Genomic DNA, 26,336 nt, shown 5'->3' with positions numbered 1-26,336 from the left:
GATGCGTCTTTTATTTGTGCCCGCTCTGGCCGTTGCCTCTTTGCTGCTCGCCGGTTGCGCTTCGGCGCCGAACAATCCGAGCCTGACGTTGCAGACCAGCAAGACGCCTGCGCAGTACGCCGATTGTGTTGTGCCGAAGTTGCAGGGCAGTGCGTTGAACCCGACGGTTTCGCAGACTCAGCGTAGTTATCGGATTGTGGTGCCGAGCAAGATTTCTGCTGACAACGTGCTGGAGGCTTATAAGGCCGGTAATGGCGGCAAGGTGTTTATCTATGAGCGCCATTTGCTGGCTTCGAATCTTTTGCCTTCGAGTTTTGAGCGGGCGGCGCAGGATTGCATCTGACTTTGGCTTTTTTACGTATTGACTGAGCTCCTTTGGTTGGCCGCAACCAACCAATTTTTTGCCTCGCGCCTTTCATTCGGTTTGCGGGGCTTTTTTTTGTTTGGTGCCTTGGCGGCCTTTGGGCCGACCATGCTCTGGGTGTTCTTTGTGAATATCCGTTTCTGCGGGTGTCGCCGCTGGCGGTTTCGCTCTTACAGCGACTCACTTTTCCAGACGCCGAAAAGTAAGCAAAAGGCTGGGCCCCGGCGTTCGGCCCGCTCGCTGGGGCTCGGGGTTCCTTCGCTCCGGGATCGATCCGGGCGCAGCGCCTACGGTTTGCTTCGCTGCACCTCCTCTCGCTGTGTTTGGCTTCGCCAAACGGTCGCTGCGCTCCCACCCCCGSATCAATCCCTCCACTCAGCCTGCCGAAGGGGCCAGCACGGCAAGATCAAGAGCTGCAGCCGAGCTAACGCTCATCCTGTGGAGTGGTGAAGAGAGCGGGGTGGGTGCGGCTTTTGATTTGCTTCCGAATTTGAGTGCAGCTTGGTATTTCAAGTCGGTGTATTTCCCGCAATCACCTCGGTCAGTTCCCTCTCCCTCCGGGAGAGGGCCAGGGTGAGGGTTTTTTGATTTGTTTCAGAATTTGAGTKCGGCTCGGTATTTCAMGTCGGCGTAGCTCTCGCAATCACCTCGATCAGTTCCCTCTCCCTCCGGGAGAGGGTTAGGGTGAGGGGGCTTTTGATCTGCTTCTGGATTTGAGTTCRGCTCGGTATTTCACGTCGGCRTRRCTCTSGCAATCACCTCGRTCAGTTCCYTCTCCCTCCGGGAGAGGGTTAGGGTGAGGGGCTTTTGATCTGGGCTATGCAGCCGGTTGTTGTAAGATGCGGCATCTTCAACCTTGCGAGCAGCGAAAATGGATTCTCACTCGATATTGACCTTCACTCTGGTCGCGGCAATTGCCATCGCTAGCCCGGGGCCTGCGACGTTGATGGCGATCAACAATAGCCTTGCTCACGGGCAGCGCAGCACGATCTGGTCGTCGCTGGGCAATGCCAGTGGGCTGTTCTGTTTGTCGGCGGCGGCGATGTTGGGGTTGGGGGCGTTGTTGGCCAGTTCTGAAGTGCTGTTTAACGCGGTGAAGATCATCGGGGCCGGGTATCTGTTCTACCTCGGGGTCAAGCAATTGTTCAAAAAGGGGCCGATGCTGCCGGATGGGATTGAAGGTGAGGCGGGCAGGGTGCGACCGACTCGCGGCAAGCTGTACAAGTCGGCGTTCCTGACGGCGGTGACCAATCCCAAGGCGACGATGTTTTTTACTGCGTTGTTTCCGCAGTTCATTGATCAGGGCGCGGCGTTGCTGCCGCAGTTTCTGATCCTGACCTCGATCTTCATGGCGTTGTCAGTGTCGTCACTGAGTGTGTACGCCGCGCTGGCTTCGCGCGCGAAGGGCGTGCTGACCCGTCCGGCGTTGTCCCGTTGGGTCAGTCGTGTGGTTGGTTCGACCTTTATCGGTTTTGGCGCGGCGATTCTGACAATGCGGCGGCAGGCGGCTTAAAGCCATTTGTACCGGGCCGGGAGTCTCGCCACGAAGCAGGTTCCCGACTCGGCGCTTGAGGTCACGCTTAATGTACCGTTGTGCGCCATCGCGATCTGCGAGGCGATATACAGCCCCAGCCCTAAACCCTCGCAACGTTGCCCGGCCTCGGCGCGGGAGAACGGTTCAAACAGCAGTGGCAGCAGTTGCGCTGGAATCGGTGTGCCCTGGTTGGTCAAGGAGATCACGATCTCGTCATTTTCCGCATACGCCTTGAGGACGATTGGCGCGCTGTTCGAGCCATGGGTGGCCGCGTTGCCCAGCAGATTGGAAAGCAATTGGCTGATGCGCAGCGCATCGCAATAAATGCCCACCGGCACATCCAGTTCATGGATAAACACCGCTTGGGGATGGGACGCTTGTACCTCGGCGAGGGTCAATTGCAAGGTGTGCTGCAAGTCGTCCACTAACTTGCGCTGCACCGGAATCCCGCCACCCAGACGTCCTCGGGCAAAGTCGAGGATGTTTTCGATCAACACGCCCATGCGCACCGAGCTGTTGCGAATCGCCGCAATCAGGTTGAGTGAACGTTTGTCTTCGGTTTTGCTTTCCAGCAAGTCAGCGCTCATGCGCACCGCGCTCAGTGGTGTGCGCAAGTCGTGGCCGAGAACGGCGATGAATTGCTCGCGCAGGCGCCCGAGTTCATTGGCGTTGTTCAGCTCAATTCGGGTCGCTTCCAGATGGCGTTGGGTGTCCAGGTTCATGGCGATCAATTGAGCGAACAGGGTCAGTGTTTTGGTGATGGCGGGTTCGTCGATATTGGCCGGGACCGAGTCGATGGCGCACAGCGTGCCGAAGAAGTCGCCATTGGCTTTGACGATGGGAATGGAGATGTAGCTTTCCAGCCCATAGGTTTTCGGCGTGTGGTGCAACGAAAAGACCGGGTGCGCGCTGGCGTGCCCGAAGATCACCGGCTGCTTATGCTGGCGGATCTCGTGGCAGATGGTCGATTCAAGTACCAGTTCGCCACCGGGTTTGAGCCCGAAATCAATGGAGTCATCGACAGCGCATGCCACCCAGTTGCTTTCGGTGACCCGCGCGACTGCGGCGAAACGCATGCCGGTGAGGTGTTTGACCATGCTCAGGATGACTGGCACCGCGTCAATGCTGCGGATCGCGTCAATATCAGGGGTAAAGGCCGGATTGGTCATGGCGCGATGCTTCGTGAAGAGTTCGCTCAGAGACTAACGGTTATTGCTGCTCATGACTAATGAAGAGGCCAGAAAGTACAAGGGCGCCGTGGCTTTCCCCGGCGCCCTTGTTTGTTGCTGATCAGAAGGTCAGCGACTCAGAACTTGTACTTCGCCGTCAGCATATAGCTGCGCGGGTTGCCGTAGTTGTCGTTGGAGCCCCACGTAACATTGGAGCCGATGGCCGAGTAGTAGACGCGATCAAAGATATTGTTCGCGTTGACCTGCAGATCCAGGTGTTTGTTGACCTCGTACCCAGCCATCAGGTCGGTGACCGCATAGCCGCCCTGTTCAAGGCGGTAGCTGCCGTTATTGGCCAGAGCGACGTCGTTGTACATGCGGCTCTGCCAGTAAACGTTGCCACCCACGCGCAAGTGTTGCAGCGGACCCTGGAAGCGATAGACGGTGGACACCTTGAACAGATGCTCTGGCGTGTCGGTTTCGAAACGTTGATTGTTGTTGGCCGGGTTTTCGTCCTTGATGTAGTGCGCGCGCGTATAGGTATAGCCAGCGCCGACCTGCCAGTTGTCGGTCAGCGCGCCTTGCAGTTCCATGTCCACGCCCTGGCTGCGTACCTTGCCCGATGAGCCGTAGCAGGTCAGGACCGGGCAACCGAACTGATTGTCGGCCTGGGTGGCACGACCGGTCTGGTCCATCTGGAACACCGCCAGACTGGCGTTGAGGGCGCCGTCGAAGTACTCGCCCTTGATGCCGACCTCGTAGTTTTCGCCGACGATTGGCTCGAGCACCTTGCCGCCGAGGTCCTTCTGGGTTTGCGGGGTGAAGATGTCGGTGTAGCTGGCGTACACCGAATGATGGTCGTCGAGCTTGTAGATCAGGCCGGCATAACGGGTCAGGTTACGCGTGACTTTGTAGTCGCCATCGGCCGTGCGGTCGTCGTAGTCGTACCAGTCGAGACGGCTGCCGAGGATCAGCGTCAGCGGGTCGGCCAGGCTCAGGCGGGTGGTCAGGTAGACGGCGTCCTGAGTGGTGACGTTGCGGGTTTTGCCGTCCCGTACGAAATCAGGCTTGGGCGCGCCAATCGGCCAGGCCGTGGTGTACGGATCGTATTCCTTGGTGGTCGCGTCATACACCCGGTTGCTGGCGCCGACCACCAGTTCGTGGCTGCGGCCGAACGCTTCGAACGGGCCACTGGCGAACACGTCGAGCGAGCGCTGCTTGTCGGTGTGATGGGATTGATAGGCCGTGGTTTCCAGCGGGCCGGCGTAACGCGACAGGTAAGTCCCGGAGAACTCGCCGTCGAGGGTCGAGGATGAGCCGGCGACGTGCAGTTTCCAGTCGTTGTCGAAACGATGCTCGACTTCGCCGAACACAGTATCGATCTGCAGCTTGCGGTTTTCCCAGTCGGTGCCCGGGTAGGTGGAGCGGGGCAGGTCGAGGTGGTGGCCGTTGGTGCCGATCGGCAGGCCGCCCCAGAAATAGTTGGTCTGTTCGTTCTGACGCGAGAAGCCGAGGGTCGCGGTGGTGCTGTCGCTGAGGTCGGCTTCACCGATGGCGTAGAACAGGCCATGGTCGTTTTCTTCCTTGTCGCGGAAGCTGTCGGCGCCTTGATAGGAACTGACCACCCGGCCACGCAGGGTGCCGCTTTCGTTCAACGGGCTGGAGGCGTCGATCTCGCCACGGTAGTCATCCCAACTGCCGGCGGCGCCAGTGAGGGTTACACGCTGATCGGCCGTCGGGCGTTTGCGCACCAGGTTGATCGCCGCCGAAGGGTTGCCGGCGCCGGTGACCAGGCCGGTCGCACCACGGACAATTTCGACGCGGTCGAACATCGCCAGATTCGGTTGCACCGCCATCGAGAACGGCGAATAGGAGCTCGGCAGGCCGTCGTACATGATGGTGTCGATGTCGAAACCGCGCGAACTGTAAGTCTGCCGACCCGGGCCGCTGGCCTGACTGAGGAACAGTCCCGGCGTGCCTTTCACCACGTCGTTGATGCTGGTCATGTTCTGGTCGTCCATGCGCTGACGGGTGATCACCGTTACCGCTTGGGGTGTTTCGCGCATGGTCAGCGACAGCTTGGTCGCCGTCCGCATCGGGCCGGTGGTGTAGGACTGGGTGTCTTCGGTGGTGCTGCTCATCTGGGTCGCGCCGATTTCTGTCGCGTCCAGTTCCAGCGTGGCCGGCGCGGCTGTTTCAGACGTGGCAGGTGTTGCCTCGTCGGCCAGCGCCGGTGTGATGCTGGCCATGCAAATGGCGAGTGCCAACAGGTTTGGTGAACGGTTTGAGCGGCGGTGTATGGTGCAAAACGACATCAATCTGCTTCCCCAAATGATACGAAAACGAATCCAGTGCGAGTGCGTGTAGGAATTATTCGCATTAGTCTGTCAGATCATTCCGGGTGAAGAAAGGCGTACGGCTCAGTTAGTTAACGAATTTTTCACAATCGGGCGGGCGCTCTACGGCGCGGGTTGGCGCAGAGTCGTGGTTTTTCGGGGGCGAGATAGAAGCAAAACGGGCCGATCTCAAACGCTTGTGATCGGCCCGCTGCTGAACGTGATGAAAGGGCTGTCAGTTCAAATCTTCAGCCTGGTGACGCTCGGGTACTTGGGTTGCTTCATCACCCCAGGTGCGATTGATGCGTTGCCCACGAATGACCGCCGGCCGCTGGGCGATGTCCTCGGCCCAGCGCTGTAAATGGGTGTACTCGTGAGCGGCGAGAAACTCGGCCGCCGAATAAACGTTGTTGCGCACCAATTGCCCGTACCACGGCCAGACTGCGATGTCAGCGATGGTGTAGCTGTCGCCGGCCAGATAGGCGCTTTCGGCCAGACGCCGGTCGAGCACGTCCAGTTGCCGCTTGGCTTCCATGGTGAAGCGGTTGATCGGGTACTCCATCTTCTCCGGCGCATAGGCATAGAAATGCCCGAAACCGCCGCCCAGGTAGGGCGCCGAGCCCATCTGCCAGAACAGCCAGTTCAAGGTTTCGGTGCGGCCCGCCGGATCCTTCGGCAGGAATGCGCCGAATTTTTCCGCCAGGTACAGCAGGATCGAACCGGATTCGAACACACGAATCGGCGGCTCAACGCTACGGTCCATTAGCGCCGGAATTTTCGAATTGGGGTTGATCTCGACAAAGCCGCTGGAGAACTGGTCACCCTCGCCAATGCGGATCAGCCACGCATCGTATTCGGCAGCGCTGTGCCCCAGCGCTAACAGCTCCTCCAGCATAATCGTCACTTTGACGCCGTTGGGCGTGGCCAGCGAGTAGAGCTGCAACGGATGCTTGCCGACCGGCAAGGTCTTGTCATGGGTCGGCCCGGCAACCGGCCGGTTAATGCTGGCGAACTGGCCACCGGACGGGGCTTCGTTTTTCCAGACCTGGGGCGGAACGTACGGTGCTTTGCTCATGTAAGGGGCCTCATCTTGGCAAGTGGAAAAAATACCTCGCTGATAATAGACAGCACACCACAGAACCCGCTTCCTGATCCAGAGTGCGATTGATCGGTCTGATCAGTCATTTCGCGCGCAGGTAGCGAATCCATTCGCTGGCTTTTCTGAAACCATAAAAACCCAGGATCGAGACGGCGATGACCGCGATCATCGGCCCGATCACACCCAGCCCTGTGGTCATCTGGGCGTAGGCCGCGAGGGACAGGGCAAGCACCGCATAGCCGGCGAGGTACCTCCTGTAGGCGATCAAGAGCGTTGGCACCATCAGGACGACGAACAGATGAGTGGCGATGGTGATCAGGATTTGTGCGACCAATTGGACAGGCACGCTGCCCATGGATGCCTGAGCCATGGTTATCTCGGCGTCGTACAGAAACATCTGCAGTGAAATGACGGTTATTGCGGCCATTACCAGCGCAGCCAACGCCGCAATTTTTGAGCGTTTCATCTGATCTCCAATGGGTGAAGCAACGTCTGATAAATGAATCTTTCAGCCTCAGCGCTGCGGCCATTGATCCTTGATTTCAAACCACGGCGCCTTCGACGTGACTTCCACATGTTGCTGTTTTTCCGTGGTGAACGTCGTGTCGAGCGTGCCCAGCGCAACCGAGATCCAGCCGTTGAATTCCCCTTGATTGCTTGCCCAGAACAGCGACGAGCCGCAGTGCGTGCAGAACTGGCGTTGTACCGATTCAGACGATTGATACGACTTCAGATGGTCAGCACCTTCCAGCAACTCCAGGTTCTGGCGCTGCACGCTGCCATAGCTGGCAAACGCCGCGCCGTGGCTTTTGCGGCACTGGCTGCAATGGCAGTGCGAAAGCGCTTTGGGCCGTGAACGGATCTGGTATTTCACCGCTCCGCACAGGCAACTGCCCCGGAAGGTCTGAGGGGAGGGCGTGAGCATTGTTATTGCGAATCCTTGTAGGTAATGGCTTGTTTCAAGGGGGCAGGTGACTGCGACAGAAACCCGCTGATCAGGGAAATCACCTGTTGCTGAATGACCGCACGCGGACGACCACCGTCGCCATCAGTGCAGATGATGCTGTCGCCCGGTACATCCTCGTCGAGCATCGCCACGGCGCCAGGTTTGCAGATTGCCATGAAACTGAAGTGACTGGCGTCGCTGATCTCGACATAACGCGATGAGGTTTTTGGCAGACGTTTGGCGAGGTCGACGGACTCCAGTTCAGCGGGCAGTTCTTTCGACGGCACGCCAGCAGCGATCACCAGGATCGGCACGGGGTAGGCCGCGAGGCTGGCGTCGGTCATCCCGCGCGACAGGCCCAGATCCAGTGAAACCACGGCAGTGACGCGCTTGTCACGCCAGTCGGCGGCCAATTGAGCTTTCGCTTGCGCGGTGTTTGCAGTGTTCATTTGTTGGTAAGCGGTGCAACTGGCGAGTTGCGTGTGAACCTTGCAGTCTTTGGCAAATCGTTCGGGGTCGAAGCGCGCGCCGCCGGCTTCGAGGACCGTCCAGCCGCCGAGCGAATGGCCCACAACAGCAATTCGATCCTTCGTCACTGCGCCGAATTTTTCCGGTTGCGCCGTCACCGCATCAATGGCGCGGCTGAGGTCAACGGGGCGCTGCCACAACTGCGCCGCGGCTTGCGGGCTGCGATCACGGCTGGTGGTGCCGGGGTGGTTGACCGCTGCGACGATGTAACCCTGACGGGCCAGCGCGCTGGCCAGCCATGTCTGGTTGATCCAGCTCCCGCCATTGCCGTGGGATAGCACAACCAATGGATGCTCGCCTTTGGCGGCCGGGGCGTTGAGCACCGCAGGGGCGCCGACGAATACCGGGTTGTCGCCGAACAATTGTGGTGTCGCAGCGGTGGTCGCACTCGGGTACCAGACGACCATTTCTACCGGGCGCTCATTGCGCGGATCCGCCAGCGTGGCGTACTGGAAACCAACGGGTTGGGCGTCAGCGAAGGCGTGGCTGCTCAAGCAGATCAGTAGCAGGGCACCGAGCGTTTTTTTCATTGTTGTTATCTTCCGTGATGGGCCGATTGGGCGAGGTGGACTTTGCCCGATTTCGCGCGCTTCAGCGAGCCTCTTTGAACCCAGAATCTTAAACATTTTCCATCGGCCAGCGCGTGGCCAGATGCGCTGTCAGATAATCCAGAAAGGCTTTAACCTTCGGCGTCATCGCCGCGCGTTCTTGCACGCAGGCATAGATGTCCATTGGCTGGACGACGCTGTGTTCAAACAGCGGCACCAGTTGCCCGGTCGCCAGGAAAGGCGCTGCAACAAACTCCGCCAGTCGCGTGATCCCTGCACCGTGAACCGCCATTTGCGCCAGTGCATCAATGTCATCACTGATGGCGGTGGCGTTGACAGGGGCGTCGAAACGCTGCCCGTCGCGGATAAAACTCCAGCGCAGAAAACGCCCGTCCAGGGGATAACGAAAGGCCAGGCAGGCATGGTTTTGCAGATCATCCGGCGATTGCGGCCACCCGGCACGCTGAAGATAAGCTGGCGCGGCGCACATGATGAAGGGCAGCGAAACGATCTTGCGCGCGACGATGCCGTCCTCCAGTTGCGGCTTGATCCGCAGGCTCAGGTCGATACCGTCCTGGATGTGGTTGATCTTGCCGTTGGTGGTGGAGAGTTCGATGAGCAGGCGCGGGTGCAGTGCGCCGAAACCGGCAATCAGCGACGCCAGTACGTGGCGGCCGAACGCCGATGTCGAGGCGATACTCAGCCGACCCTGCAAATGGGTTTCATCGCTGCTGATCGAGCTTTGTGCCGATTCCAGATCCGCCGCAATGCGTCGGACTTTCTCGTAGTACACCGCGCCGTTTTCGGTCAGTGCCATGCTGCGCGTGGTGCGTTGCAGCAGCCGTACGCCGAGGTGTGCTTCTAGCCGATTGAGCGTTTGGCTGACCGCTGCCGCACTGACGCCGAGGGTCTTGGCGGCGCCGACAATCGAGCCGGCTTCGACCACTTTGATAAAACTGGCAATCGCCGCTAACAGATTCATTCATCGTCCCGTTGAGGGTTGATTCGTAAGTTCTGCTTTATAAAGTACCTGCAACTGAGCGTCTAGTTGCGGCAGACCGGCTTTGCTAACGTGCGGTCTCCCTGTCAATGGATGGAAACGCCTTATGAATCAACCAACAAGCTCCGAAGCCATGATCCTAGGCCGACGCAAGCTGTCGCCGCGCGCCACGCCGTACGTGTTTGCGCTGTACATGGCGACGATCATGGCGTTCCTGATGTCGTTGGTGATCACCGCTGCCAATTCGGGCATTGATAACAACTACCTGAGTAATGCCTTGCACGCCTATAAGCTGGCGATGCCGGTGGCGTTCCTGTGCATCCTGGTCGTGCGGCCGATCGTGATCAAACTGGTGGCGTTCACGGTGCATCCGCATCGTTGAAAGCCTCCGCGTCATCAGTGGCTGTTCTACCGACTTCGTGAGCAGGCTCGCTCCCACATTTGCAACTCAATTCCCAGTGGGAGCGAGCCTGCTCGCGAATGGACTCACCACCGATCGACAGGTCTTGTGGGGAACTCAGAAAAACAAACAAGGATTGGCCTGAGGAAACCAATCGAAACTTCGCCAACAACCCAACTGTCCAGACCCTTACACCTCCCGGCGGATGTGCTGTCGGGGCAGCTCCATGCAGCGGAGAAAGACGAGGATCGAGATGACGATGACAGTGGGAGATTTTCTGGTTGAGCGGCTCAGTGAATGGGGTGTTACGCGAATTTTTGGTTATCCGGGCGACGGCATCAACGGCGTGTTCGGCGCGCTGAGTCGGGCCAAGGGCAAAATCGAATTCGTTCAGGCGCGGCATGAAGAAATGGCCGCGTTCATGGCCTCGGCACACGCCAAGTTCACCGGCGAGCTGGGTGTGTGCATCGCCACGTCCGGCCCGGGCGCCTCGCACCTGATCACCGGCCTCTATGACGCGCGCATGGACCACATGCCGGTGCTCGCCATCGTCGGTCAACAGGTACGCACGGCATTGGGCAGCCACTATCAGCAAGAGCTGGATCTGGTGTCGATGTTCAAGGATGTCGCCGGGGCATTTGTGCAGCAGGCGTCGGCGCCTTCGCAGGTGCGGCATTTGCTCGATCGCGCAGTGCGCACGGCCGTGGGCGAACGGCGGGTAACCGCGCTGATTCTGCCCAACGATTTGCAGGAACTGAAATATGAAGCACCGGCTCGCGCCCATGGCACCGCGCATTCCGGGGTGGGTTACACGAAACCCAAAGTGCTGCCTTATGACGAGGATCTGCAGCGTGCCGCCGAGGTTTTGAACGCGGGCGAGAAGGTCGCCATTCTGGTTGGCGCCGGGGCATTGCAGGCGACCGATCAAGTCATCGCCGTGGCGGAAAAACTCGGTGCCGGCGTCGCCAAGGCATTATTGGGCAAAGCCGCGTTGCCGGACGATCTGCCTTGGGTCACCGGCAGCATCGGCCTGCTCGGCACCGAACCGAGCTACAAACTGATGAACGAATGCGACACTTTGCTGATGATCGGTTCGGGTTTTCCGTATTCGGAGTTTCTGCCCAAAGAAGGCCAGGCGCGCGGCGTGCAGATCGATTTGCAGCCCGACATGCTCAGCCTGCGTTATCCGATGGAAGTCAATCTGGTCGGCGACTCGGCGGAAACCCTCGCCGCTTTATTGCCACTGCTCGAACAGAAAACCTCCAACAAGTGGCGCAAGAAAATCGAAGGTTGGCGCAGCAGTTGGGAGAAAACCCTCGAAAGACGCGCCATGGCCAAAGCCGACCCGGTCAACCCGCAACGGGTGGTCTATGAGCTGTCGCCACGCTTGCCCGATGAGGCGATCATCACCAGCGACTCCGGCTCCTGCGCCAACTGGTACGCCCGCGACCTGAAAATACGCCGTGGCATGCAGTGCTCGTTGTCCGGTGGCCTGGCGTCCATGGGCGCCGCTGTGCCTTACGCGATTGCCGCGAAGTTTGCTTATCCCGAGCGTTCGGTGATTGCGCTGGTGGGCGATGGCGCAATGCAGATGAACAACATGGCCGAACTGATCACCGTCGCCAAATACTGGCGGCAGTGGGCGAGTCCGAAATGGATCTGTGCGGTGTTCAACAACGAGGATCTCAATCAGGTCACGTGGGAGCAGCGGGTGATGGAGGGCGATCCGAAGTTCGAAGCGTCGCAAAGTATCCCGGACGTGCCTTACCACTTGTTCGCCATTTCCATTGGCCTGAAAGGCATTTTTGTCGATCGCGAAGAAGACGTCGCCGCAGCCTGGGAAAAGGCATTGGCCTCGGAAGTGCCGGTGGTGATCGAGTTCAAGACCGACCCGAACGTGCCGCCCTTGCCGCCGCACATCAAGCTTGAGCAGGCGAAGAAATTCGCCACGACATTGCTCAAGGGCGATCCGGATGAAGCCGGGGTGATCGTGCAAACCGCCAAACAGGTGCTCGGCGCGGTGTTACCCGGGAAAAAATAACCGGTAAACGCACAGGTTTGATCGTTCCCACGCTCGGCGTGGTAATGCAGCCCGTGACGCTCCGCGTCACTGGACGCGGAGCGTCCCTTGAGGCATTCCCACGCAGAGCGTAGGAACGATCAGGCAGGAGAAACCCGGAGGTGTGCTTTTGATTTTCATCGGTTGTGCCGGCTGGAGTCTGGGGCGCGAACACTGGCCGGTATTTCCCTTGGAGGGCACGCATTTGCAGCGCTACGCCACGCGACTCAACGGCGTGGAAATCAACAGCTCGTTCTACCGTCCGCATCGCCGGCAAACCTATGAGCGTTGGGCCGATGGTGTACCGGAGGCCTTCCGGTTTTCGGTGAAAACGCCCAAACACATCACCCATGAGTTACGCCTGGCAGGTTGCGAGGCGGCGCTGGACAGGTTTCTGGCTGAATGCGGCGGTCTGGGCGAACGCTTGGGCTGCTTGCTGGTGCAGTTACCACCTTCGCTGGCGTTTGACGCCGCCAGCGCCGAAACCTTTTTCACGACATTGCGCGAGCGGTTCTCCGGCGCGGTGGTGCTTGAGCCAAGGCATGAATCGTGGGTCAGCGCCGAGCCGATATTAATGACTCATCAGATCGCCCAAGCAGCAGTCGATCCTTCGCGCATCCGCCGTGATATTTCGCCAGCCGGCTGGGCGGGCACCCAGTATTGGCGCCTGCACGGCTCACCGCGCATTTACCACAGCGCCTACGATTCACCTTATCTGCAACACCTCGCACACGCCTTGCTGTCAGCGACCGCTGCAGGTGCCACGACCTGGTGCATTTTCGACAATACCGCCAGCGGCGCGGCGCTGGGCAATGCCTTGGCGCTGGCGACGCTGACGGCCGATTGGGAGCAGATATGTGCGGCCGTGAAACTCAACCCGGCGAAGAAACCCTCACCCTAGCCCTCTCCCAGAGGGAGAGGGGACTGACCGAGGTGTTTGTGCAAGTAACGCCGACTTGAAATACCGAGTTGAACGCAAGACTTGAAGAACACACAGATCGGCTCCCTTTCCCCCTCGCCCCCCTGGGGGAGAGGGCTGGGGTGAGGGGGTAGATCGAACAGACTGCCGCGATCTCCTTCAATACCACTAATTACCATCGGCCACTTTGCGCTCTATCTCATCGATCTTGCGCTGCAGCGTCTCGGCGTCCTGCTCCTTCACTCTTGTGGACGAGGGCGTGATGACTTCATCCACGGCTGCGCTGTCATCGTCCCGGTCTTCAAGATCGCGCTCGACAACGTTTACCGGTTTGCCGGACGTATCGGTGGGCGGGGCGTGCGGGGTTTTATCGTCGCTGTTCATTTTGCTGACCTCCAGTGGTGTAAACATTGGAGGCAGGCAGTGCGGCAGGCGTTCGATATTTTTGCCAGGTCATGCCGAATGGCGCCCTCCCGCGATGGAGAGGGCGCGCACGGTGTTCAATCCTTGAGAATGTCGCGATCCTTGGTTTCCGGCAGGAAGAACGTGCCCAGTATCGCTGTCATCACCGCAATCACGATCGGATACCACAAGCCGTAATAGATATCCCCGGTCGCGGCGACCATGGCAAACGCCACCGTCGGCAGGAAGCCACCAAACCAGCCGTTACCGATGTGATACGGCAGCGACATCGAGGTATAGCGGATGCGGGTCGGGAACAGCTCGACCAGCCACGCGGCAATAGGGCCGTAAACCATGGTCACGTAGATCACCAGCACGGTCAGCAGGAGCAACACCATTGGGTAGTTGGTTTTCGCCGGGTCGGCTTTCTCCGGATAACCGGCTTCCTTGAGCGCGGTGCCGAGAGTCGCGGTGAACGCATCGTTGCGGGTCTTGAAGTCGGCGGCCGGCAGGGCGCTGCCTTCGAAACTCTCGACGACTTTATCGCCGATGCGCACTTGTGCGACGGTGCCCGGCTCGGCAATCACGTTCTCATACGGGATCGCCCGTTTTGCCAGCAGGGTCTTCGCCAGGTCGCAGGAACTGGTGAATTTGGCCTTCCCCACCGGGTCGAACTGGAACGAGCACTGATCCGGGTTGGCGATCACTTTGACCGGGTTCTTCTCCTGGGCGATAAACACATCAGGGTTACCGTACTGGGTTAGCGCGTGGAAGATCGGGAAGTACGTCAGCGCCGCCAGCATGCACCCGACCATGATGATCGGCTTGCGCCCGATGCGGTCGGAGAGGCTGCCGAAAATCACGAAGAACGGCGTGCCGATCAGCAGCGAACCGGCGATCAACAGGTTGGCGGTTTGCGGGTCGATCTTCAGCGTTTGCAGCAGGAAGAACAACGCGTAGAACTGCCCGGTGTACCAGACCACCGCTTGCCCGGCCGTGCCGCCAAGCAGCGACATGATCACCACTTTGAGGTTGTCCCAGCGCGCGAAGGATTCGGTCAGCGGCGCTTTCGACGCCTTGCCTTCGGCCTTCATTTTCTGGAACACCGGCGACTCGCTCAGTTGCAGGCGGATGTACACCGAAACGATCAGCAGCAGGATCGACAACAGAAACGGAATCCGCCAGCCCCAGGCTTCGAAGGCTTCAGTGCCCAGCGCCGTGCGGCAGGCGAGGATCACCAGCAGCGACAGAAACAGGCCGAGGGTCGCGGTGGTTTGAATCCACGAGGTGAAGAACCCGCGTCTGTTGCGTGGCGCGTGCTCGGCCACGTAGGTCGCGGCGCCGCCATACTCGCCGCCGAGCGCCAAGCCTTGCAGCAAGCGCAGGGTGATCAGAATGACCGGTGCGGCGACGCCGATGGTCGCGTAGCCGGGCAACAGACCGACTATCGCGGTCGACACGCCCATGATCACGATGGTGATGAGAAACGTGTGTTTGCGCCCGATCATGTCGCCGAGCCGGCCAAACACAATCGCCCCGAACGGCCGCACGGCAAACCCGGCGGCGAAGGCGAGCAGGGCGAAGATAAACGCGGTGGTTTCGTTGACACCGGCAAAGAAGTGCTTGGCGATGATCGCCGCCAGTGAACCGTAGAGATAAAAGTCGTACCACTCGAAAACCGTGCCAAGGGACGAAGCGAAGATGACCTTGCGCTCTTCCTTGGTGATGCCGCCGCTGCGCGGTGGACTGCCGGTGGACGTTGTGTAGGTTGTGGCCATGGGTGTTCTCCGTCGTGCTTATTGTTGTAGGCCGGAGTCCCCCGTTATTGCTCGTCTCACTCTGGCCTTGTGGCATATGCCGGAAGCGCTGTTGCGTGAAGCTTGCACAGTGCCGCCATCGCGCAAATGTGCAAGCTTTCCTGAAGCATAATCAGCTTCTGCCAGATATCCACTCGCCAGCCTGCGTACTAGGCCTTGACCCAGCGTTGCCGGCTCCACGCACTCAACCAGTCGACCACAAACACCAGCACCAGCATCGCCAGAATCACCGTGCTGGCTTGCGCTTCCTGAAACAGGCTGAGGCTCACATAGAGCATCTGCCCCAATCCGCCAGCGCCGACAAAACCCAGCACGCTGGCCATGCGGATGTTGTTTTCCCAGCGGTACAGAACGTAGGCGAGCAGTTGCGGCGCAAGGTTCGGCAGGGTGCCGTAGCAGAAGGCCAGAATCGGGTTGCCGCCCTGCAAGCGAATGGCTTCGGCCGGTTGCGGTGGCGTGTTTTCCAAGGCTTCGGCGAACAAGCGACCGAGCACGCCAGTGGTGTGCAGGGCGAGGGCGAGGGTGCCGGCGTTCGGGCCGAGGCCGGCGGCGAGCACCATCAATGCCGCCCAGACCAGTTCCGGTATCGCCCGCAAGGCATTGAGCAGCAGGCGCGAGGCGCTTTGCAACGGCCAGCCGAACCGTCCGGCGGCGGGCAGGGCGAGAACGATGCCGAACACAGCAGCGAGCAGGGTGCCGAGGGCCGACATCGCCAGAGTTTCCATCGAACCATGCAAGATGGCTTTCAGGTAATCCGCGCTCAAGTCCGGGCTGAGAAAACGCTGCACATACGCGCCCATCTGCTTGAGGCTGGTGGCGCTGCACACCTCACCCAGATCAAGCCCCAGATAAGCGAAAGACGCGATGACCGCCAGCGCAATACCGGCGATCAGCAGCAAGTTGATCAGCCGGTTCATGTCAGCCTCCAGCGCAGCAAGCGGCTGAGTTGGTCGGCGGCCAATACCAGCACCAGGAAGCACAGCAGAATACTGGCGACTTCACCGCCGGCGAACATGCGGATCGACAGGTCGATCTGCTGACCCAGACCTCCCGCACCGACAAACCCCATCACCACTGACGCGCGGATCGCGCATTCCCAGCGATAGACCGTGTACGAGAGCAGTTCTGACCCGACGTTGGGCAACGTGCCGTAAGCAAACGCCGCCAGACGCCCGCTGCCAGCCTGCAACAGTGCGTGCGCCGGACGCTGATCGGTCGATTCAAAAATCTCCGCATAGACTTTGCCGAGCATGCCGCTGTAGGTGATGGCGATGGCCAGCACACCGGCCGCCGGCCCCAACCCTACGGCGCGCACAAACAGCAGCGCCCAGACGATTTCCGGCACGCTGCGCAGGAAAATCAACAGTCCGCGCACCGGCCAGCGCAACAGACGCCCCAGTCGGCTCGGCACGCCACCGCGTGACGCGGCAGACAGCGACAGCGCACGACTGGCGACCAGGCCCGCCGGTATCGCCAACACCAGCGCCAGAGCCATGCCGGCGGTGGCGATGGCCAGAGTTTGCAGGGTGGCTTTGAGCAGTAACTGCAGAAACGCTTCGTCGTGCGCCGGTGGCCAGAACTGCGCGACAAAACGGCCCATTTCATTCTGGCTGTCGGGGAGCAATACGCCCAGATTCAGCTCGCTGAGCTGAATGCCCGGCCACAGCAAAGCAATCGCCAGCAACGTCAGCAGCAGACGTGGCCATGCAGCGGGATCGCGTGAATCGGCTTTCAGCATCGTGGAATCTGCACAGTCAAAGGCGCCAACGCAGCTGTCGGCGATTGCAGCTTTTCGTTGGCGTACAGCGCGTCGAGCATCTCGGGGCTGACTTGAGCGGAGGCGCTGTCGAACAGAATCTGCCCGTCGCGCAGACCGATGATTCGCGGGAAGTGCGACAGCGCCAGATCCACCGCATGCAAGCTCGCCACCAGCGTGACGTTACGTTCGCGGGCATGTCGCGAGAGGATCGACAGCGTGTGCCCGGCCATGACCGGGTCCATGGCTGACACCGGTTCGTCGGCCAAGAGGATTTCCGGCGCCTGATACAACACGCGGGCGATACCGACGCGTTGCAACTGGCCGCCAGATAATTGCTGGCAATGCGCGAATAATTTGTCGCCCAGGTCCAGTCGCGCCAACGCCGCGCGCGCACCGGCCACATCCAGCGGATGCAACAGGTTCAAAAGACTTTTACCCAGACTCCATTGGCCGAGCTTGCCGGCCAGCACCGCCGTCACTACACGCTGACGCGGTGGCAGTGGCGGCGCCTGATGCACCAGGCCGATCCGCGCGCGCAGACGCTGACGCTGGCGGGCAGACAAGTGCCAGGCGCGTTCGCCCAGCACTTCAATCTCGCCACTGCTGGGCCGCAGTGCGGTGGCCAGCAGGTTGAGCAAACTCGATTTTCCGGCCCCGGACGGGCCAATGATGGCCACCTGTTCGCCGACGCCAATCTGCAAGTTGACACCGCGCAGGGCGTCGACTCCATTGGCGTGGCGCAGGTTGCCTTGTTTGAGGCGTAGGGTCATTTCAGTAGTTCGGCGGCGCGGGCGGCTTCCTCGATGCCCTTGTAGTTCTCGGGTTTGGTCTCGATGAAGCGGCTGGCGGCCTGCAGATCTAGAATCTTCTTCTGCTCAGGGTTGGCCGGGTCCAGATCAAGGAAGGCTTTCTTGATCTTCGCGGCCAGTGCCGGGTCGAGGGTGCCGCGCACAGTCCAGTTGTAATCGAAGTAGGTCGGGGTGGTGGCGAAGACTTTGACCTTGTTGGTGTCGACCTTGCCGGCGTCAACCAGTTTCTGCCAGACACTGGCGTTCAGCACACCGGCGTCAACCTTGCCAGCCTGCACCCAGGCCACGGTGGCGTCGTGGGCGCCGGAGTAGGCGACACGGCTGAAATAGCCCTCAGGCTTGATGTTGTCGTTTTTCAGCATGAAGTAACGCGGCATCAGGCTGCCGGAAGTCGACGACACCGAACCGAAAGCGAAGGTCTTGCCCTTCAAGTCGGCGAGGCTATGCACATTGGGGTCAGCGGTGATGAATTTGCTGGTGAACTGCGCATCCTGTTCGCGTTGTACCAACGGGATCACTGGCGTCGTTGCGTCGGTTTTCAAACGTGCCTGCACGAACGTGAAACCGCCGAGCCAGGCCATGTCGAGGCGATCGGTCGCGAGTGCTTCAACCACTGCCGGGTAGTCGGCCACCGGCACGAACTGCACCTTCATGCCCAGTTGCTGCTCCAGATAAGCACCCAGTGGTTCGAACTTGCGCAGCAACTCGGTCGGGGCTTCATCGGGAATCGCGCTGACGCGCAAAACGTCAGCGGCTTGCACCACCAAAGTAGAAAAGGACAGGGCCAGGCCGGCGGTCAGTGCCAGTGTTCGTTTGAGCATGGAATTCTCCGTTTCGTGAGCGTCAAAAAGTGTGAAGTGCTGAACCAGGGCGCAACGTGAGGGTAGACGAATCGGCGAGGTTATACGTATTCGCACGCGTAAAGGCCAGCGCCATCAGGGCAGGAACGGTCAAAAGCGTTCGTCGAGGATTGCCGGCAGGGTGAGTTCCTTGACGTAGCTGGCCGAAGACAGACTCAGAATCATGCGCACCACCTGAACGACATCGTGAACTGGAATCAGCTGACCCTCGCCACGCTGCGCAGCCAGATCTCGCGGCGTGCTCAGCCGATCCTCGGTGTTGAGATACCCCAGATTCAGGCAAGTCACCGCCAGACGCTGATGCCGGTAGCCTTCGCGCAACGCATCGGCAATCCCGCGCAGGGCGAATTTGGAGGCGCCGAAGGCGACTTCCGGACGCCCGCTTTGCGGCAGGCCTGAAGTCGATCCGGTGAGGATGATTCTGGGATGGGGGCTTTTCAGCAGAAGCGGAAGCAAGCGTTTGATCAACAGGATTGTTGCGCTGATGTTGCAACTGACGATGGCTTGCAATTCGTCGTCCGGACTGTCGAGAAAGTCATAGGCTGGATCGAAAGCCGACTCTTCCCAGATACCGAGGTTGTAGATCAGCGTATCCAGCCCATCGTCGACGACCGCATGCTCGATGGCGTGCGCGGCTTTGGCCGGGTTCATCAGATCGGCTTCCACCCAGCGTACTGGATGCTCTGCCTCGCACACCAAACCTTCGGGACGCGTGCGGGACACACCAATCAGCGTGTCTCCCGCGTGACCCAAACCTTCGATAAAAGCTCGGCCCAAGCCTTTACTGGCACCCACCACCAAAATGTTCATCGATCCTCTCCCTGATCTGAATGCTGATGTGGGGCAGCATGCAAACAGACGACCTCTGAAATGGCAAACGAATGGGTGTGTCCGGATATTTACGGCAACCTGGCAATCACCTTGATCTCGAAATCAAACCCATACAGCCACGTCACACCAACCGCCGTCACCGTCGGATGCGGCGCCTCGCCCCAGAACTCGGTCAGCACCACATTCCAGATCGTCTCGAATTTCGACTGGGGATCAACGATGAATACGGTGACATCGACCACGTCATCGAAGCTGGCACCGGCTTCTTCAAGGATTGCATTGAGGTTAGTGAACGCCTGACGCACCTGATTTTTCAGGTCCGGCTCTGGCGTGCCGTCCTCGGTGCTGCCGACCTGTCCCGAAACAAACAGAAAACCGTTGGAGCGAATGGCGGGCGAGTAACGGTGGCGTTCGTAAAGCGTGCGGCGTGCGGATGGAAAAACAACATCGCGCTGAGTCATGGGAGTGTCTCCTTCATTTGAGTTGATGGAGCCACTGTAGGTATTTGCAGGCCAGCGATAAACGCGCAAGCTTGGCGTTCACTGTTTGTGAAATCCAAACAATCGAGGGCACACCTTGGACCGTTTTGACGCAATGCAGGCCTTCGCCCGAGTGGTCGAGGCGGGGAGTTTCACCAAAGCGGCGGAAACCTTGCACATGAGCAAGACCACCGTGACCCAACTGGTTCAGCAACTGGAGGCGCGCCTGCGGGTCAAGTTGCTCAATCGCACCACGCGCAAGGTCAACGTCACCGCCGATGGCGCGGCGTATTACCAACGCGTGATCCGCTTGCTCGCCGACCTCGATGATGCCGAAACCAGCCTGCCAGGCGCGGCGGCATCACCTTCGGGCCGGCTGCGAGTGGACGTCCCGAGTCCGCTCGCACGGTTGATTCTGGTGCCGGCCCTGCCTGAGTTTCACGCGCGCTATCCGGATATCCAGATCGACATGGGCGTCAGTGACCGTATCGTCGACATCATTGATGAGAACGTCGATTGCGTGGTGCGCGGCGGCGARCTCATGGACCTGTCGCTGATGGCACGCAAGGTCGCCGATCTGCAGTTGGGGGTGTTTGCCGCACCGCAATACCTGGCGCGCGCGGGCATCCCCGCGCACCCGAGAGACCTGGAAGACAGCCACCATCGCGTGGTCGGTTTTCTCTGGGCACGCACCGGCAAACCGGTGCCATATGCCTTGCACAACGCCACTGAAAACCTGCAAATCAAGGGACGGCACGTATTGGCAGTCGATGACGGCAACGCTTATCTCGCGGCAGGTCTGGCGGGCATGGGCGTGCTGTGGTTACCCAAATACATGTCTGCCGCCCATCAAGCGCGTGGCGAGCTGGTGCCGCTGTTCGAAGACTGGAAACTTGTGCCGATGCCGCTCTACATTGCTTATCCGCCGAACCGGCATGTCAGCCTGAAATTGCGCGTGTTCATCGATTGGGTCGTTGAGTTAATGGCGTAGAAGCATTGTGGTGCAGTTATTGCTAGCTGCTGTGCCAGTGCCGTCAAAATACCAACACAATCAGGCGACTTGAAAGCCCGTAGTGATGAGATGCATGGCTTTCAATTCTAGGAGCTTCACCCGCATGAATATGTACATCGATATCGTCGGTGCGTGCAATCTGAGCTGCCCGTCTTGCCCAATGGGCAACTCGGAAAATCTCAATTTCAAAAAAGCCATGCAGCTCGACATGTTCAAGCAGATTGTCGATAAGGCCAAGACAGAGGGCGTCGACACCATCTACCTCTATAACTGGACCGAGCCGCTGATTCATCCAAAAATTGGCGAATTTATCGAGATCATTAATGCTGCCGGCATGGGCAGCGGTATCAGCACCAACCTTAATCTCGCCAAGAATATGGAAAAGGCCCTGATGGCCGAGCCGAGTTACTTCCGTATTTCGCTCTCGGGTTTTTACCAGGAGACCTACGAAAAGGGCCATGTCGGCGGCGATATCGAAGTTGTAAAACAAAACATGATCGCCCTGCAGGAGATCAAACAGCGCCTGGGTCTGAGAACCCGTGTGGATGTTTACTATCACCGCTACCTGGATAACATCGAAGAAGAATCACTGATGCGCGCGTTCAGTGAGCGTCTTGGCTTCATCTTCACCACCGGGTATTCGGTGATGATGCCGCTGGAGAAGACACTGGCCATTGTCGAGCGTGACCCGTCTGTCACGGCTACGGACATTGACACCCTGAAACGCCTCGCATTGCCGCCGTACGACGATCTCGTCAACGTCATCCAGCAATTTCCCAAGATGGCGTGCACGCTCAAGGATGACTGGCTGGTCATCGACTGCAATGGCAACACGGTGCTTTGCTGCACGATCTTCAATCAGACCGAGTATCAGGTTGGCAAGTACCTCGACATGCCGCTTGAAGAGCTGACGCGGCGTAAATCGACGCAGAAAAACTGTGTCGACATGTGCGACCGCTGCGCCAGTAAGGGCCTGCATATCTACTCGATGCATCCCAATCAGGGTGTGCTGGAGCGGCACGCGGTGAATCGCATCATCGATTTCGAGCACTTCGCCAGCCAGGGTCTCACGGTGGACAGCGAGCGTCTCGGGCGTGCGGGCGAAGTCAGCGCAGAAAACTTTGATGAAGCCCAGTACCTTCGATTGAATGACGATGTCAGGATCGCGATTTCCCAGGGATCGTTCTCCAGCGGTTATCAGCACTACGTGCTGTGTGGGCGTCTTGAGGGGCGTTTAGGCGCCGGGGTTTTCTCGGCTGTTTGAGTCAGAGATGGATTGGCGGACAACCCCCCACTGAAACTGTTCGCCATTCACCGGCGTGATTGACTCTTTGGCGGATCAAGCCAACTATCGGCGCACAACAACATGACCGATGGACCACAACTTGATCGAACGACGCCAATTCAGCGGAGGCATGAAGGGGAAAAACCTCCGCTATCTGAATGAGCAAAGCGCGGATGAAACGCGCATGACCCGGACCGGTTTTCTGCTGCTCGAACACTTTTCGCTACCGGCGTTTACCCAAGCACTGGACACCGTTGTCACCACCAACCTGCTGCGTCCGGGGCTGTTTTCCTCGCGCACGTTTGGTTTGGGCGACGGCGAAGTCATCAGTGATCTGGGGCTGGTCATCCGCCCTGACGCACGTCTGGATTCAGCCGCGCTGGCGCAACTGGATCTGCTGGTGGTGTGTGGCGGGTATCGCACTGAGTTGCGGGCGAGTGAGGAGTTTATTCATTTGCTTCAGGTTGCAGCGGAGCGGGGCATCAGCCTCGCCGGGTTGTGGAACGGTTCGTGGTTCCTCGGCCGCGCCGGATTGCTCGACGGCTATCGCTGCGCGATCCACCCGGAACATCGCCCGGCGCTGACTGAAATCGCCAAAACCACCCATGTCAGCAGTGAGCCTTACGTGATCGACCGCGACCGGCTCACGGCATCGAGTCCGTCCGGCGCTTTCCACATGGCATTGGACTGGATCAAGAGTCTGCACGGCAAAGCCCTGGTCGAAGGGATCGAAGACATCCTCGCCTTCGAGGAATCGCGTTACCGGCGCATCAAACCAGACGAGAACATCTGCGTCAGTGCGCCGTTGCGTGAAGTGGTGAAGCTGATGGATGCCAATCTGGAAGAGCCGCTGGAGCTGGAGCAACTGGCGGTGTATGCCGGGCGTTCTCGTCGGCAGTTGGAGCGCTTGTTCAAGGAGCAACTGGGCACCACGCCGCAGCGCTATTACCTGGAACTGCGCATCACCGAAGCGCGACGGTTGTTGCAGCACACTGAGCTTTCACAAGTGGAAGTGCTGGTCGCGTGCGGCTTCGTCTCGCCAAGCCATTTCAGCAAATGCTACAGCTCATATTTCGGCTACAGACCTTCCAAAGAAAAACGCCTGGTCAAATAACCCAAGCCGTCACCCACCTGAGTTCACCTCGGTATCCCACGTCGGCGTACCTCCCCCAAACAGCCGGTCAGTTCCCTCTCCCTTTGGGAGAGGGCTAGGGTGAGGGAACTTGCAGGCGGCACCAACCGCTTCGTCACCAAAATTCACCTCGGTATCCCACGTCGGCGTAGCTCTCCCAAACACCCCGGTCAGTCCCCTCTCCCTCTGGGAGAGGGCTAGGGTGAGGGGCTTTTAAACGCTATCACCCACGCACGTTTAACTTACACGCACTGTTACGCCATAACGGCTACAACACCTTGCGCCGTTGCCTACGCGTACGCCAGAATCCGCCGGCTTACGCGCCTTGAGGCGGGCTGTATCGTTTCCCTGTCACTGCAAAACAGTGATCGGGTTTGGTAGCCCGTTTTCTAAGCGTTATGCGCCGCTATATGCAGTCTCTTTTCGGGGCTCGGTTTTTTATGGTGGCCATGCGTGGGGCTCCTTCGGGAGCGCCGGGGTTTACTCGCTTAGACCGGTCTACCAACCTGCGCAATGGTCACCACCTCGTTTGGTAGCGTGAGTGATGGCTCCTTATTTTTTGCTAAGCGAGTGTCATCTATGTTCAAAATTACGCCAAACCCGCCAGAAACCGATCCAATCCCCTACGACGCCGCACTCGAACCTCAAAACATCAAAGAGGCCACCGACCGCGCGATCAACTTCTATCTCAACCCCTCAGCGCTGAAGACCTCAGTACCCACCCGCAAGACCGGCAAGATCTACCTCATCGACCCCACAGTGGATAACGAAACCCTGCTCGTCGAAGCCACTGAAACCTTGTCCTCCGCCACTGACATGGCCCGTGAACTCGCCGATTCGATAGAACCCTCACAGCGCAAAAAGATGCTGATCCTGCAACAGGTGATCATGCTCAGCGAGCTGGTGGTCGGCCGAGTTCTGGACAACCAGCGCTTGCCGCACTAGTCGCGGAGCAGATGGGTGAGGGGGCTCGCTCCCTCATTGCACAGAAGCGTCTGTAATCGCGGCGCTTCACGCCTTCTATCAAAGAGCCGCCAACGGTTCTTGTCTGGAGTTTCAGCTGATGTCCCAGCCACCCGAACCACCGGTCACTGACCTGATATCGCCGTACGCCTCGCCCAATTCAAGAAAGCTCCACGAAGCGGCAGAGCGTGCACTCGACCATTACCTGTTGCCTGCCGCGATCATGGCCACACCCTATACGCCCAATGCTCTGTTCATGGCCAACCCGCAAGCAGACACGGAGTCGCTGCTGACCAATGCTTGCGGCTCCCTGGCGTCCGCGTCGGTCATGCTCGGTAATTTTGCCGGAATGCTGGAGGGCGCAAATCGTCATACCCTGCTGGGTATTGCGCAAGTGGTCATGTTGGGGGAGTTGGCGGTGAACAAGGCGCTGGATCTGGTTGTGCCAACCGAGTGATCGCGCACGTTAGTCGGGGTTGAGGGTGTCTGGTCGGGCGTGATCGCGAGCAGGCTCACTCCTACATTTGAAATGCGTTCCCCCTGTAGGAGTGAGCCTGCTCGCGATGGCGTCCGTTCAGGCAAAGCATCTGCAAAACGTGACCATCCCTCCACCCTCAAATAATCAAGCAGTCAGCCTGAGCGGCTGACTGCTTTTTTGTTTCTACAGGTGGTCAGCATCAATCACAGCCTTGGCAAACGCCTGCGGATCCTCCTGCGGCAAGTTGTGCCCGATCCCGCCATTGATCAAGCGGAACTGATACTTGCCGGTAAAACGCTTGGCGTAATCCTCCGGCGCCGGGTGCGGCGCGCCGTTGGCATCGCCTTCGAGGGTAATGGTCGGCACGTTGATCGACGGCGCGGTAGCGAGCTTCTGTTCCAGCGCGGCGTATTTCGCTTCACCCTGAACCAGGCCTAAACGCCAGCGGTAGTTGAACACGGTGATGTCGACGTGATCGGGGTTCTCCAGCGCTTTGGCACTGCGATCGAACGTGGCGTCGTCAAATTTCCACTGCGGCGAGGCCAGTTGCCAGATCAGCTTGGCAAAGTCGTGAGTGTTTTTCTCGTAACCGGCACGACCACGGTCGGTAGCGAAGTAGAACTGATACCACCACTGCAATTCAGCCTTGGGCGGCAGCGGGTTTTGCCCGGCGGCCTGATTGCCGATCAGATAACCGCTGACCGAAACCAATGCCTTCACGCGTTCCGGCCACAGCGCCGAAACGATGTCCGCCGAACGCGCGCCCCAGTCATAACCACCGAGCACCGCTTGTTTGATCTTCAGCGCATCCATGAAGTCGATGACATCACTGGCCAGCGCCGCTGGTTGACCGTTGCGCAGGGTGTCTTTGGAGAGGAACTGCGTATCGCCATAACCGCGCGCATACGGCATCAACACCCGATAACCCTTGGCCGCGAGCAGCGGCGCGACTTCATCGTAGCTGTGAATGTCGTAGGGCCAACCGTGCAACAGGATCACCACCGGGCCGTCTGCTGGGCCGGTTTCGGCATAGGCGACGTCAAGCACGCCGGCCTTCACATGCTTGAGCGGGCCGAAGGGCGAGGGCGCGGAATAGCTGACGGCGGCCGGTTCAGTGGTTTGCGCCTGAGCGCTGCCAAAAGCGCCGAACAGCGATACAGCCAGAATCGACAAGCCAAATGCGGTTTTGCGGGTGTGCAGTGCCATCTTCATGGTGACGTCTCCTTTGCGAGCCTTTGGCCAAGGGTTCTGAATGAACACCTGAAACCTTGAGTGCATTTGAGCGCGGAGACGTATCTGGCCTGTGTCGAAGAACGGCTTTGTTGAAAGTCGATGTGTCGCGGTGGGGGGCGTACACAGTGTGATACACGGCGGCGAAACCGACTCCCCCTGGACCTGATTCAGGCCAAAATATTAAGTCGCTGTTTTAAAACAAAAAATATTTCACTTCGCGCTTCCCAAAGCAAAAAAACCTTGGTAAATTGCGCCCCGTTCTCACAGCGAAACTAACGGAGTAGCTGGAAAGAGCAGTAGGGGCGTCGCCAAGCGGTAAGGCAGCAGGTTTTGATCCTGCCATGCGTTGGTTCGAATCCAGCCGCCCCTGCCAT

General features: G+C 59.3%; 26 protein-coding genes and 1 tRNA gene. 11 read left to right on the top strand and 16 right to left on the bottom strand.

The window, feature by feature from the left end:
- Position 1 precedes the first annotated feature (1 nt).
- Entirely contained in the window at positions 2 to 343 is a 342-nt protein-coding gene (locus AC1DVF_RS15790; protein ID WP_095126388.1) for a hypothetical protein, read from the top strand.
- Positions 344 to 1,235: 892 nt separating this feature from the next.
- Positions 1,236 to 1,877, top strand: coding sequence for a LysE family translocator (locus tag AC1DVF_RS15785; protein WP_093433198.1), 642 nt, complete (start codon positions 1,236 to 1,238; stop codon positions 1,875 to 1,877).
- On the opposite strand, the gene AC1DVF_RS15780 is transcribed toward AC1DVF_RS15785, so the two are convergent.
- From AC1DVF_RS15780 to AC1DVF_RS15750, 7 genes are all read right to left on the bottom strand, one after another.
- Positions 1,874 to 3,067, bottom strand: coding sequence for a GAF domain-containing sensor histidine kinase (locus AC1DVF_RS15780; protein WP_477782742.1), 1,194 nt, complete (start codon positions 3,065 to 3,067; stop codon positions 1,874 to 1,876). The genes AC1DVF_RS15785 and AC1DVF_RS15780 overlap by 4 nt on opposite strands.
- Before the next feature lie 137 nt (positions 3,068 to 3,204).
- Positions 3,205 to 5,382, bottom strand: coding sequence for a TonB-dependent siderophore receptor (locus AC1DVF_RS15775; protein WP_257354797.1), 2,178 nt, complete (start codon positions 5,380 to 5,382; stop codon positions 3,205 to 3,207).
- Between the two features lie 256 nt (positions 5,383 to 5,638).
- Positions 5,639 to 6,478 carry a glutathione-dependent disulfide-bond oxidoreductase gene (gene yghU / locus AC1DVF_RS15770; protein WP_460090746.1) on the bottom strand — a complete coding sequence of 280 codons (840 nt, stop codon included), beginning with the start codon at positions 6,476 to 6,478 and terminating at the stop codon, positions 5,639 to 5,641.
- 106 nt (positions 6,479 to 6,584) lie between these two features.
- Positions 6,585 to 6,968 (bottom strand): hypothetical protein, encoded by a 384-nt coding sequence (locus tag AC1DVF_RS15765; RefSeq protein ID WP_093433186.1) that lies wholly within the window; start codon positions 6,966 to 6,968, stop codon positions 6,585 to 6,587.
- Between the two features lie 48 nt (positions 6,969 to 7,016).
- On the bottom strand, positions 7,017 to 7,427 hold the full coding sequence (locus AC1DVF_RS15760; RefSeq protein ID WP_099758983.1) for a GFA family protein: 411 nt from the start codon (positions 7,425 to 7,427) through the stop codon (positions 7,017 to 7,019).
- 2 nt (positions 7,428 to 7,429) lie between these two features.
- Positions 7,430 to 8,506 (bottom strand): alpha/beta hydrolase family protein, encoded by a 1,077-nt coding sequence (locus AC1DVF_RS15755; RefSeq protein ID WP_477782741.1) that lies wholly within the window; start codon positions 8,504 to 8,506, stop codon positions 7,430 to 7,432.
- 88 nt (positions 8,507 to 8,594) lie between these two features.
- Positions 8,595 to 9,506, bottom strand: a complete 912-nt coding sequence (locus AC1DVF_RS15750) for a LysR family transcriptional regulator (protein WP_477782740.1) — start codon at positions 9,504 to 9,506, stop codon at positions 8,595 to 8,597.
- A 124-nt stretch (positions 9,507 to 9,630) separates the two neighbouring features.
- Between AC1DVF_RS15750 and AC1DVF_RS15745 the strand changes: the two genes are divergently transcribed.
- The 3 genes from AC1DVF_RS15745 to AC1DVF_RS15735 all read left to right on the top strand — a co-directional run bounded on the left by AC1DVF_RS15745 (position 9,631) and on the right by AC1DVF_RS15735 (position 12,884).
- Positions 9,631 to 9,906 (top strand): DUF2798 domain-containing protein, encoded by a 276-nt coding sequence (locus AC1DVF_RS15745; RefSeq protein ID WP_477782739.1) that lies wholly within the window; start codon positions 9,631 to 9,633, stop codon positions 9,904 to 9,906.
- Between the two features lie 271 nt (positions 9,907 to 10,177).
- Positions 10,178 to 11,965, top strand: a complete 1,788-nt coding sequence (locus AC1DVF_RS15740) for a thiamine pyrophosphate-requiring protein (RefSeq protein ID WP_477782738.1) — start codon at positions 10,178 to 10,180, stop codon at positions 11,963 to 11,965.
- A 148-nt stretch (positions 11,966 to 12,113) separates the two neighbouring features.
- Entirely contained in the window at positions 12,114 to 12,884 is a 771-nt protein-coding gene (locus AC1DVF_RS15735) for a DUF72 domain-containing protein (RefSeq protein ID WP_477782762.1), read from the top strand.
- A 186-nt stretch (positions 12,885 to 13,070) separates the two neighbouring features.
- Here the strand turns inward: AC1DVF_RS15735 and AC1DVF_RS15730 are convergent, their stop codons facing one another.
- The 8 genes from AC1DVF_RS15730 to AC1DVF_RS15695 all read right to left on the bottom strand — a co-directional run bounded on the left by AC1DVF_RS15730 (position 13,071) and on the right by AC1DVF_RS15695 (position 19,841).
- Positions 13,071 to 13,286 carry a hypothetical protein gene (locus tag AC1DVF_RS15730; RefSeq protein WP_460090751.1) on the bottom strand — a complete coding sequence of 72 codons (216 nt, stop codon included), beginning with the start codon at positions 13,284 to 13,286 and terminating at the stop codon, positions 13,071 to 13,073.
- Positions 13,287 to 13,402: 116 nt separating this feature from the next.
- Positions 13,403 to 15,082: an MFS transporter gene (locus tag AC1DVF_RS15725; RefSeq protein WP_093433152.1), complete on the bottom strand. Its 1,680-nt coding sequence runs from the start codon at positions 15,080 to 15,082 to the stop codon at positions 13,403 to 13,405.
- A gap of 188 nt (positions 15,083 to 15,270) precedes the next feature.
- The gene (phnE, locus tag AC1DVF_RS15720; protein WP_460128486.1) at positions 15,271 to 16,038 is read right to left on the bottom strand and encodes a phosphonate ABC transporter, permease protein PhnE; all 768 of its coding nucleotides are present in this window, start codon (positions 16,036 to 16,038) and stop codon (positions 15,271 to 15,273) included.
- On the bottom strand, positions 16,035 to 16,859 hold the full coding sequence (locus tag AC1DVF_RS15715) for a PhnE/PtxC family ABC transporter permease (RefSeq protein ID WP_093433144.1): 825 nt from the start codon (positions 16,857 to 16,859) through the stop codon (positions 16,035 to 16,037). The genes phnE and AC1DVF_RS15715 overlap by 4 nt, the downstream gene beginning before the upstream one ends.
- Positions 16,853 to 17,650 (bottom strand): phosphonate ABC transporter ATP-binding protein, encoded by a 798-nt coding sequence (locus AC1DVF_RS15710; protein ID WP_320336899.1) that lies wholly within the window; start codon positions 17,648 to 17,650, stop codon positions 16,853 to 16,855. The genes AC1DVF_RS15715 and AC1DVF_RS15710 overlap by 7 nt, the downstream gene beginning before the upstream one ends.
- Positions 17,647 to 18,510 carry a putative selenate ABC transporter substrate-binding protein gene (locus tag AC1DVF_RS15705; protein WP_099758997.1) on the bottom strand — a complete coding sequence of 288 codons (864 nt, stop codon included), beginning with the start codon at positions 18,508 to 18,510 and terminating at the stop codon, positions 17,647 to 17,649. Before AC1DVF_RS15705 ends, AC1DVF_RS15710 begins: the two co-directional genes overlap by 4 nt.
- A 129-nt stretch (positions 18,511 to 18,639) precedes the next feature.
- Positions 18,640 to 19,359 carry an SDR family NAD(P)-dependent oxidoreductase gene (locus tag AC1DVF_RS15700; RefSeq protein ID WP_477782737.1) on the bottom strand — a complete coding sequence of 240 codons (720 nt, stop codon included), beginning with the start codon at positions 19,357 to 19,359 and terminating at the stop codon, positions 18,640 to 18,642.
- Between the two features lie 89 nt (positions 19,360 to 19,448).
- Positions 19,449 to 19,841 carry a RidA family protein gene (locus AC1DVF_RS15695; RefSeq protein ID WP_099758999.1) on the bottom strand — a complete coding sequence of 131 codons (393 nt, stop codon included), beginning with the start codon at positions 19,839 to 19,841 and terminating at the stop codon, positions 19,449 to 19,451.
- Positions 19,842 to 19,956: 115 nt separating this feature from the next.
- Here AC1DVF_RS15695 and AC1DVF_RS15690 point away from each other — a divergent pair, with 115 nt between their 5' ends.
- The 5 genes from AC1DVF_RS15690 (at position 19,957) to AC1DVF_RS15670 (ending at position 24,708) form a co-directional block, all read left to right on the top strand.
- Complete coding sequence (locus tag AC1DVF_RS15690; protein ID WP_477782736.1) at positions 19,957 to 20,850, top strand: LysR family transcriptional regulator; 894 nt, start codon at positions 19,957 to 19,959, stop codon at positions 20,848 to 20,850.
- Positions 20,851 to 20,974: 124 nt separating this feature from the next.
- Complete coding sequence (locus AC1DVF_RS15685; protein WP_099759001.1) at positions 20,975 to 22,135, top strand: radical SAM/SPASM domain-containing protein; 1,161 nt, start codon at positions 20,975 to 20,977, stop codon at positions 22,133 to 22,135.
- A gap of 109 nt (positions 22,136 to 22,244) precedes the next feature.
- A complete protein-coding gene (locus AC1DVF_RS15680; protein ID WP_460090756.1) occupies positions 22,245 to 23,270 on the top strand; it encodes a GlxA family transcriptional regulator in 1,026 nt (341 codons plus the stop codon).
- A 597-nt stretch (positions 23,271 to 23,867) separates the two neighbouring features.
- Positions 23,868 to 24,233, top strand: coding sequence for a DUF6124 family protein (locus tag AC1DVF_RS15675; RefSeq protein ID WP_093433121.1), 366 nt, complete (start codon positions 23,868 to 23,870; stop codon positions 24,231 to 24,233).
- Positions 24,234 to 24,351: 118 nt separating this feature from the next.
- Positions 24,352 to 24,708 carry a DUF6124 family protein gene (locus tag AC1DVF_RS15670; RefSeq protein WP_099759009.1) on the top strand — a complete coding sequence of 119 codons (357 nt, stop codon included), beginning with the start codon at positions 24,352 to 24,354 and terminating at the stop codon, positions 24,706 to 24,708.
- Positions 24,709 to 24,912: 204 nt separating this feature from the next.
- Here the strand turns inward: AC1DVF_RS15670 and AC1DVF_RS15665 are convergent, their stop codons facing one another.
- Positions 24,913 to 25,941 (bottom strand): alpha/beta fold hydrolase, encoded by a 1,029-nt coding sequence (locus AC1DVF_RS15665; protein WP_477782735.1) that lies wholly within the window; start codon positions 25,939 to 25,941, stop codon positions 24,913 to 24,915.
- Between the two features lie 319 nt (positions 25,942 to 26,260).
- Here AC1DVF_RS15665 and AC1DVF_RS15660 point away from each other — a divergent pair.
- A tRNA-Gln gene (locus AC1DVF_RS15660) sits at positions 26,261 to 26,335 on the top strand.
- The last annotated feature ends 1 nt before the right edge of the window (position 26,336 follow it).

It is taken from the genome of Pseudomonas sp. P4_D7 (genome assembly GCF_056401755.1).
Note: the sequence above shows the minus strand (reverse complement) of the source record. Positions and strands in the feature narration are given on the sequence as shown.

Excerpts from the sequence above, each read along its gene's own strand:
- AC1DVF_RS15775 (WP_257354797.1), bottom strand. The coding sequence starts at position 5,382 with ATGTCGTTTTGCACCATACACCGCCGCTCAAACCGTTCACCAAACCTG.
- AC1DVF_RS15710 (WP_320336899.1), bottom strand. The coding sequence starts at position 17,650 with ATGACCCTACGCCTCAAACAAGGCAACCTGCGCCACGCCAATGGAGTC.
- AC1DVF_RS15665 (WP_477782735.1), bottom strand. The coding sequence starts at position 25,941 with ATGAAGATGGCACTGCACACCCGCAAAACCGCATTTGGCTTGTCGATT.
- AC1DVF_RS15695 (WP_099758999.1), bottom strand. The coding sequence starts at position 19,841 with ATGACTCAGCGCGATGTTGTTTTTCCATCCGCACGCCGCACGCTTTAC.
- AC1DVF_RS15750 (WP_477782740.1), bottom strand. The coding sequence starts at position 9,506 with ATGAATCTGTTAGCGGCGATTGCCAGTTTTATCAAAGTGGTCGAAGCC.
- AC1DVF_RS15740 (WP_477782738.1), top strand. The coding sequence starts at position 10,178 with ATGACGATGACAGTGGGAGATTTTCTGGTTGAGCGGCTCAGTGAATGG.
- AC1DVF_RS15785 (WP_093433198.1), top strand. The coding sequence starts at position 1,236 with ATGGATTCTCACTCGATATTGACCTTCACTCTGGTCGCGGCAATTGCC.
- AC1DVF_RS15725 (WP_093433152.1), bottom strand. The coding sequence starts at position 15,082 with ATGGCCACAACCTACACAACGTCCACCGGCAGTCCACCGCGCAGCGGC.
- AC1DVF_RS15670 (WP_099759009.1), top strand. The coding sequence starts at position 24,352 with ATGTCCCAGCCACCCGAACCACCGGTCACTGACCTGATATCGCCGTAC.
- yghU (WP_460090746.1), bottom strand. The coding sequence starts at position 6,478 with ATGAGCAAAGCACCGTACGTTCCGCCCCAGGTCTGGAAAAACGAAGCC.
- AC1DVF_RS15675 (WP_093433121.1), top strand. The coding sequence starts at position 23,868 with ATGTTCAAAATTACGCCAAACCCGCCAGAAACCGATCCAATCCCCTAC.
- AC1DVF_RS15730 (WP_460090751.1), bottom strand. The coding sequence starts at position 13,286 with ATGAACAGCGACGATAAAACCCCGCACGCCCCGCCCACCGATACGTCC.
- AC1DVF_RS15705 (WP_099758997.1), bottom strand. The coding sequence starts at position 18,510 with ATGCTCAAACGAACACTGGCACTGACCGCCGGCCTGGCCCTGTCCTTT.
- AC1DVF_RS15765 (WP_093433186.1), bottom strand. The coding sequence starts at position 6,968 with ATGAAACGCTCAAAAATTGCGGCGTTGGCTGCGCTGGTAATGGCCGCA.
- AC1DVF_RS15760 (WP_099758983.1), bottom strand. The coding sequence starts at position 7,427 with ATGCTCACGCCCTCCCCTCAGACCTTCCGGGGCAGTTGCCTGTGCGGA.
- AC1DVF_RS15685 (WP_099759001.1), top strand. The coding sequence starts at position 20,975 with ATGAATATGTACATCGATATCGTCGGTGCGTGCAATCTGAGCTGCCCG.
- AC1DVF_RS15715 (WP_093433144.1), bottom strand. The coding sequence starts at position 16,859 with ATGCTGAAAGCCGATTCACGCGATCCCGCTGCATGGCCACGTCTGCTG.
- phnE (WP_460128486.1), bottom strand. The coding sequence starts at position 16,038 with ATGAACCGGCTGATCAACTTGCTGCTGATCGCCGGTATTGCGCTGGCG.
- AC1DVF_RS15755 (WP_477782741.1), bottom strand. The coding sequence starts at position 8,506 with ATGAAAAAAACGCTCGGTGCCCTGCTACTGATCTGCTTGAGCAGCCAC.
- AC1DVF_RS15745 (WP_477782739.1), top strand. The coding sequence starts at position 9,631 with ATGAATCAACCAACAAGCTCCGAAGCCATGATCCTAGGCCGACGCAAG.
- AC1DVF_RS15700 (WP_477782737.1), bottom strand. The coding sequence starts at position 19,359 with ATGAACATTTTGGTGGTGGGTGCCAGTAAAGGCTTGGGCCGAGCTTTT.
- AC1DVF_RS15680 (WP_460090756.1), top strand. The coding sequence starts at position 22,245 with ATGGACCACAACTTGATCGAACGACGCCAATTCAGCGGAGGCATGAAG.
- AC1DVF_RS15780 (WP_477782742.1), bottom strand. The coding sequence starts at position 3,067 with ATGACCAATCCGGCCTTTACCCCTGATATTGACGCGATCCGCAGCATT.
- AC1DVF_RS15790 (WP_095126388.1), top strand. The coding sequence starts at position 2 with ATGCGTCTTTTATTTGTGCCCGCTCTGGCCGTTGCCTCTTTGCTGCTC.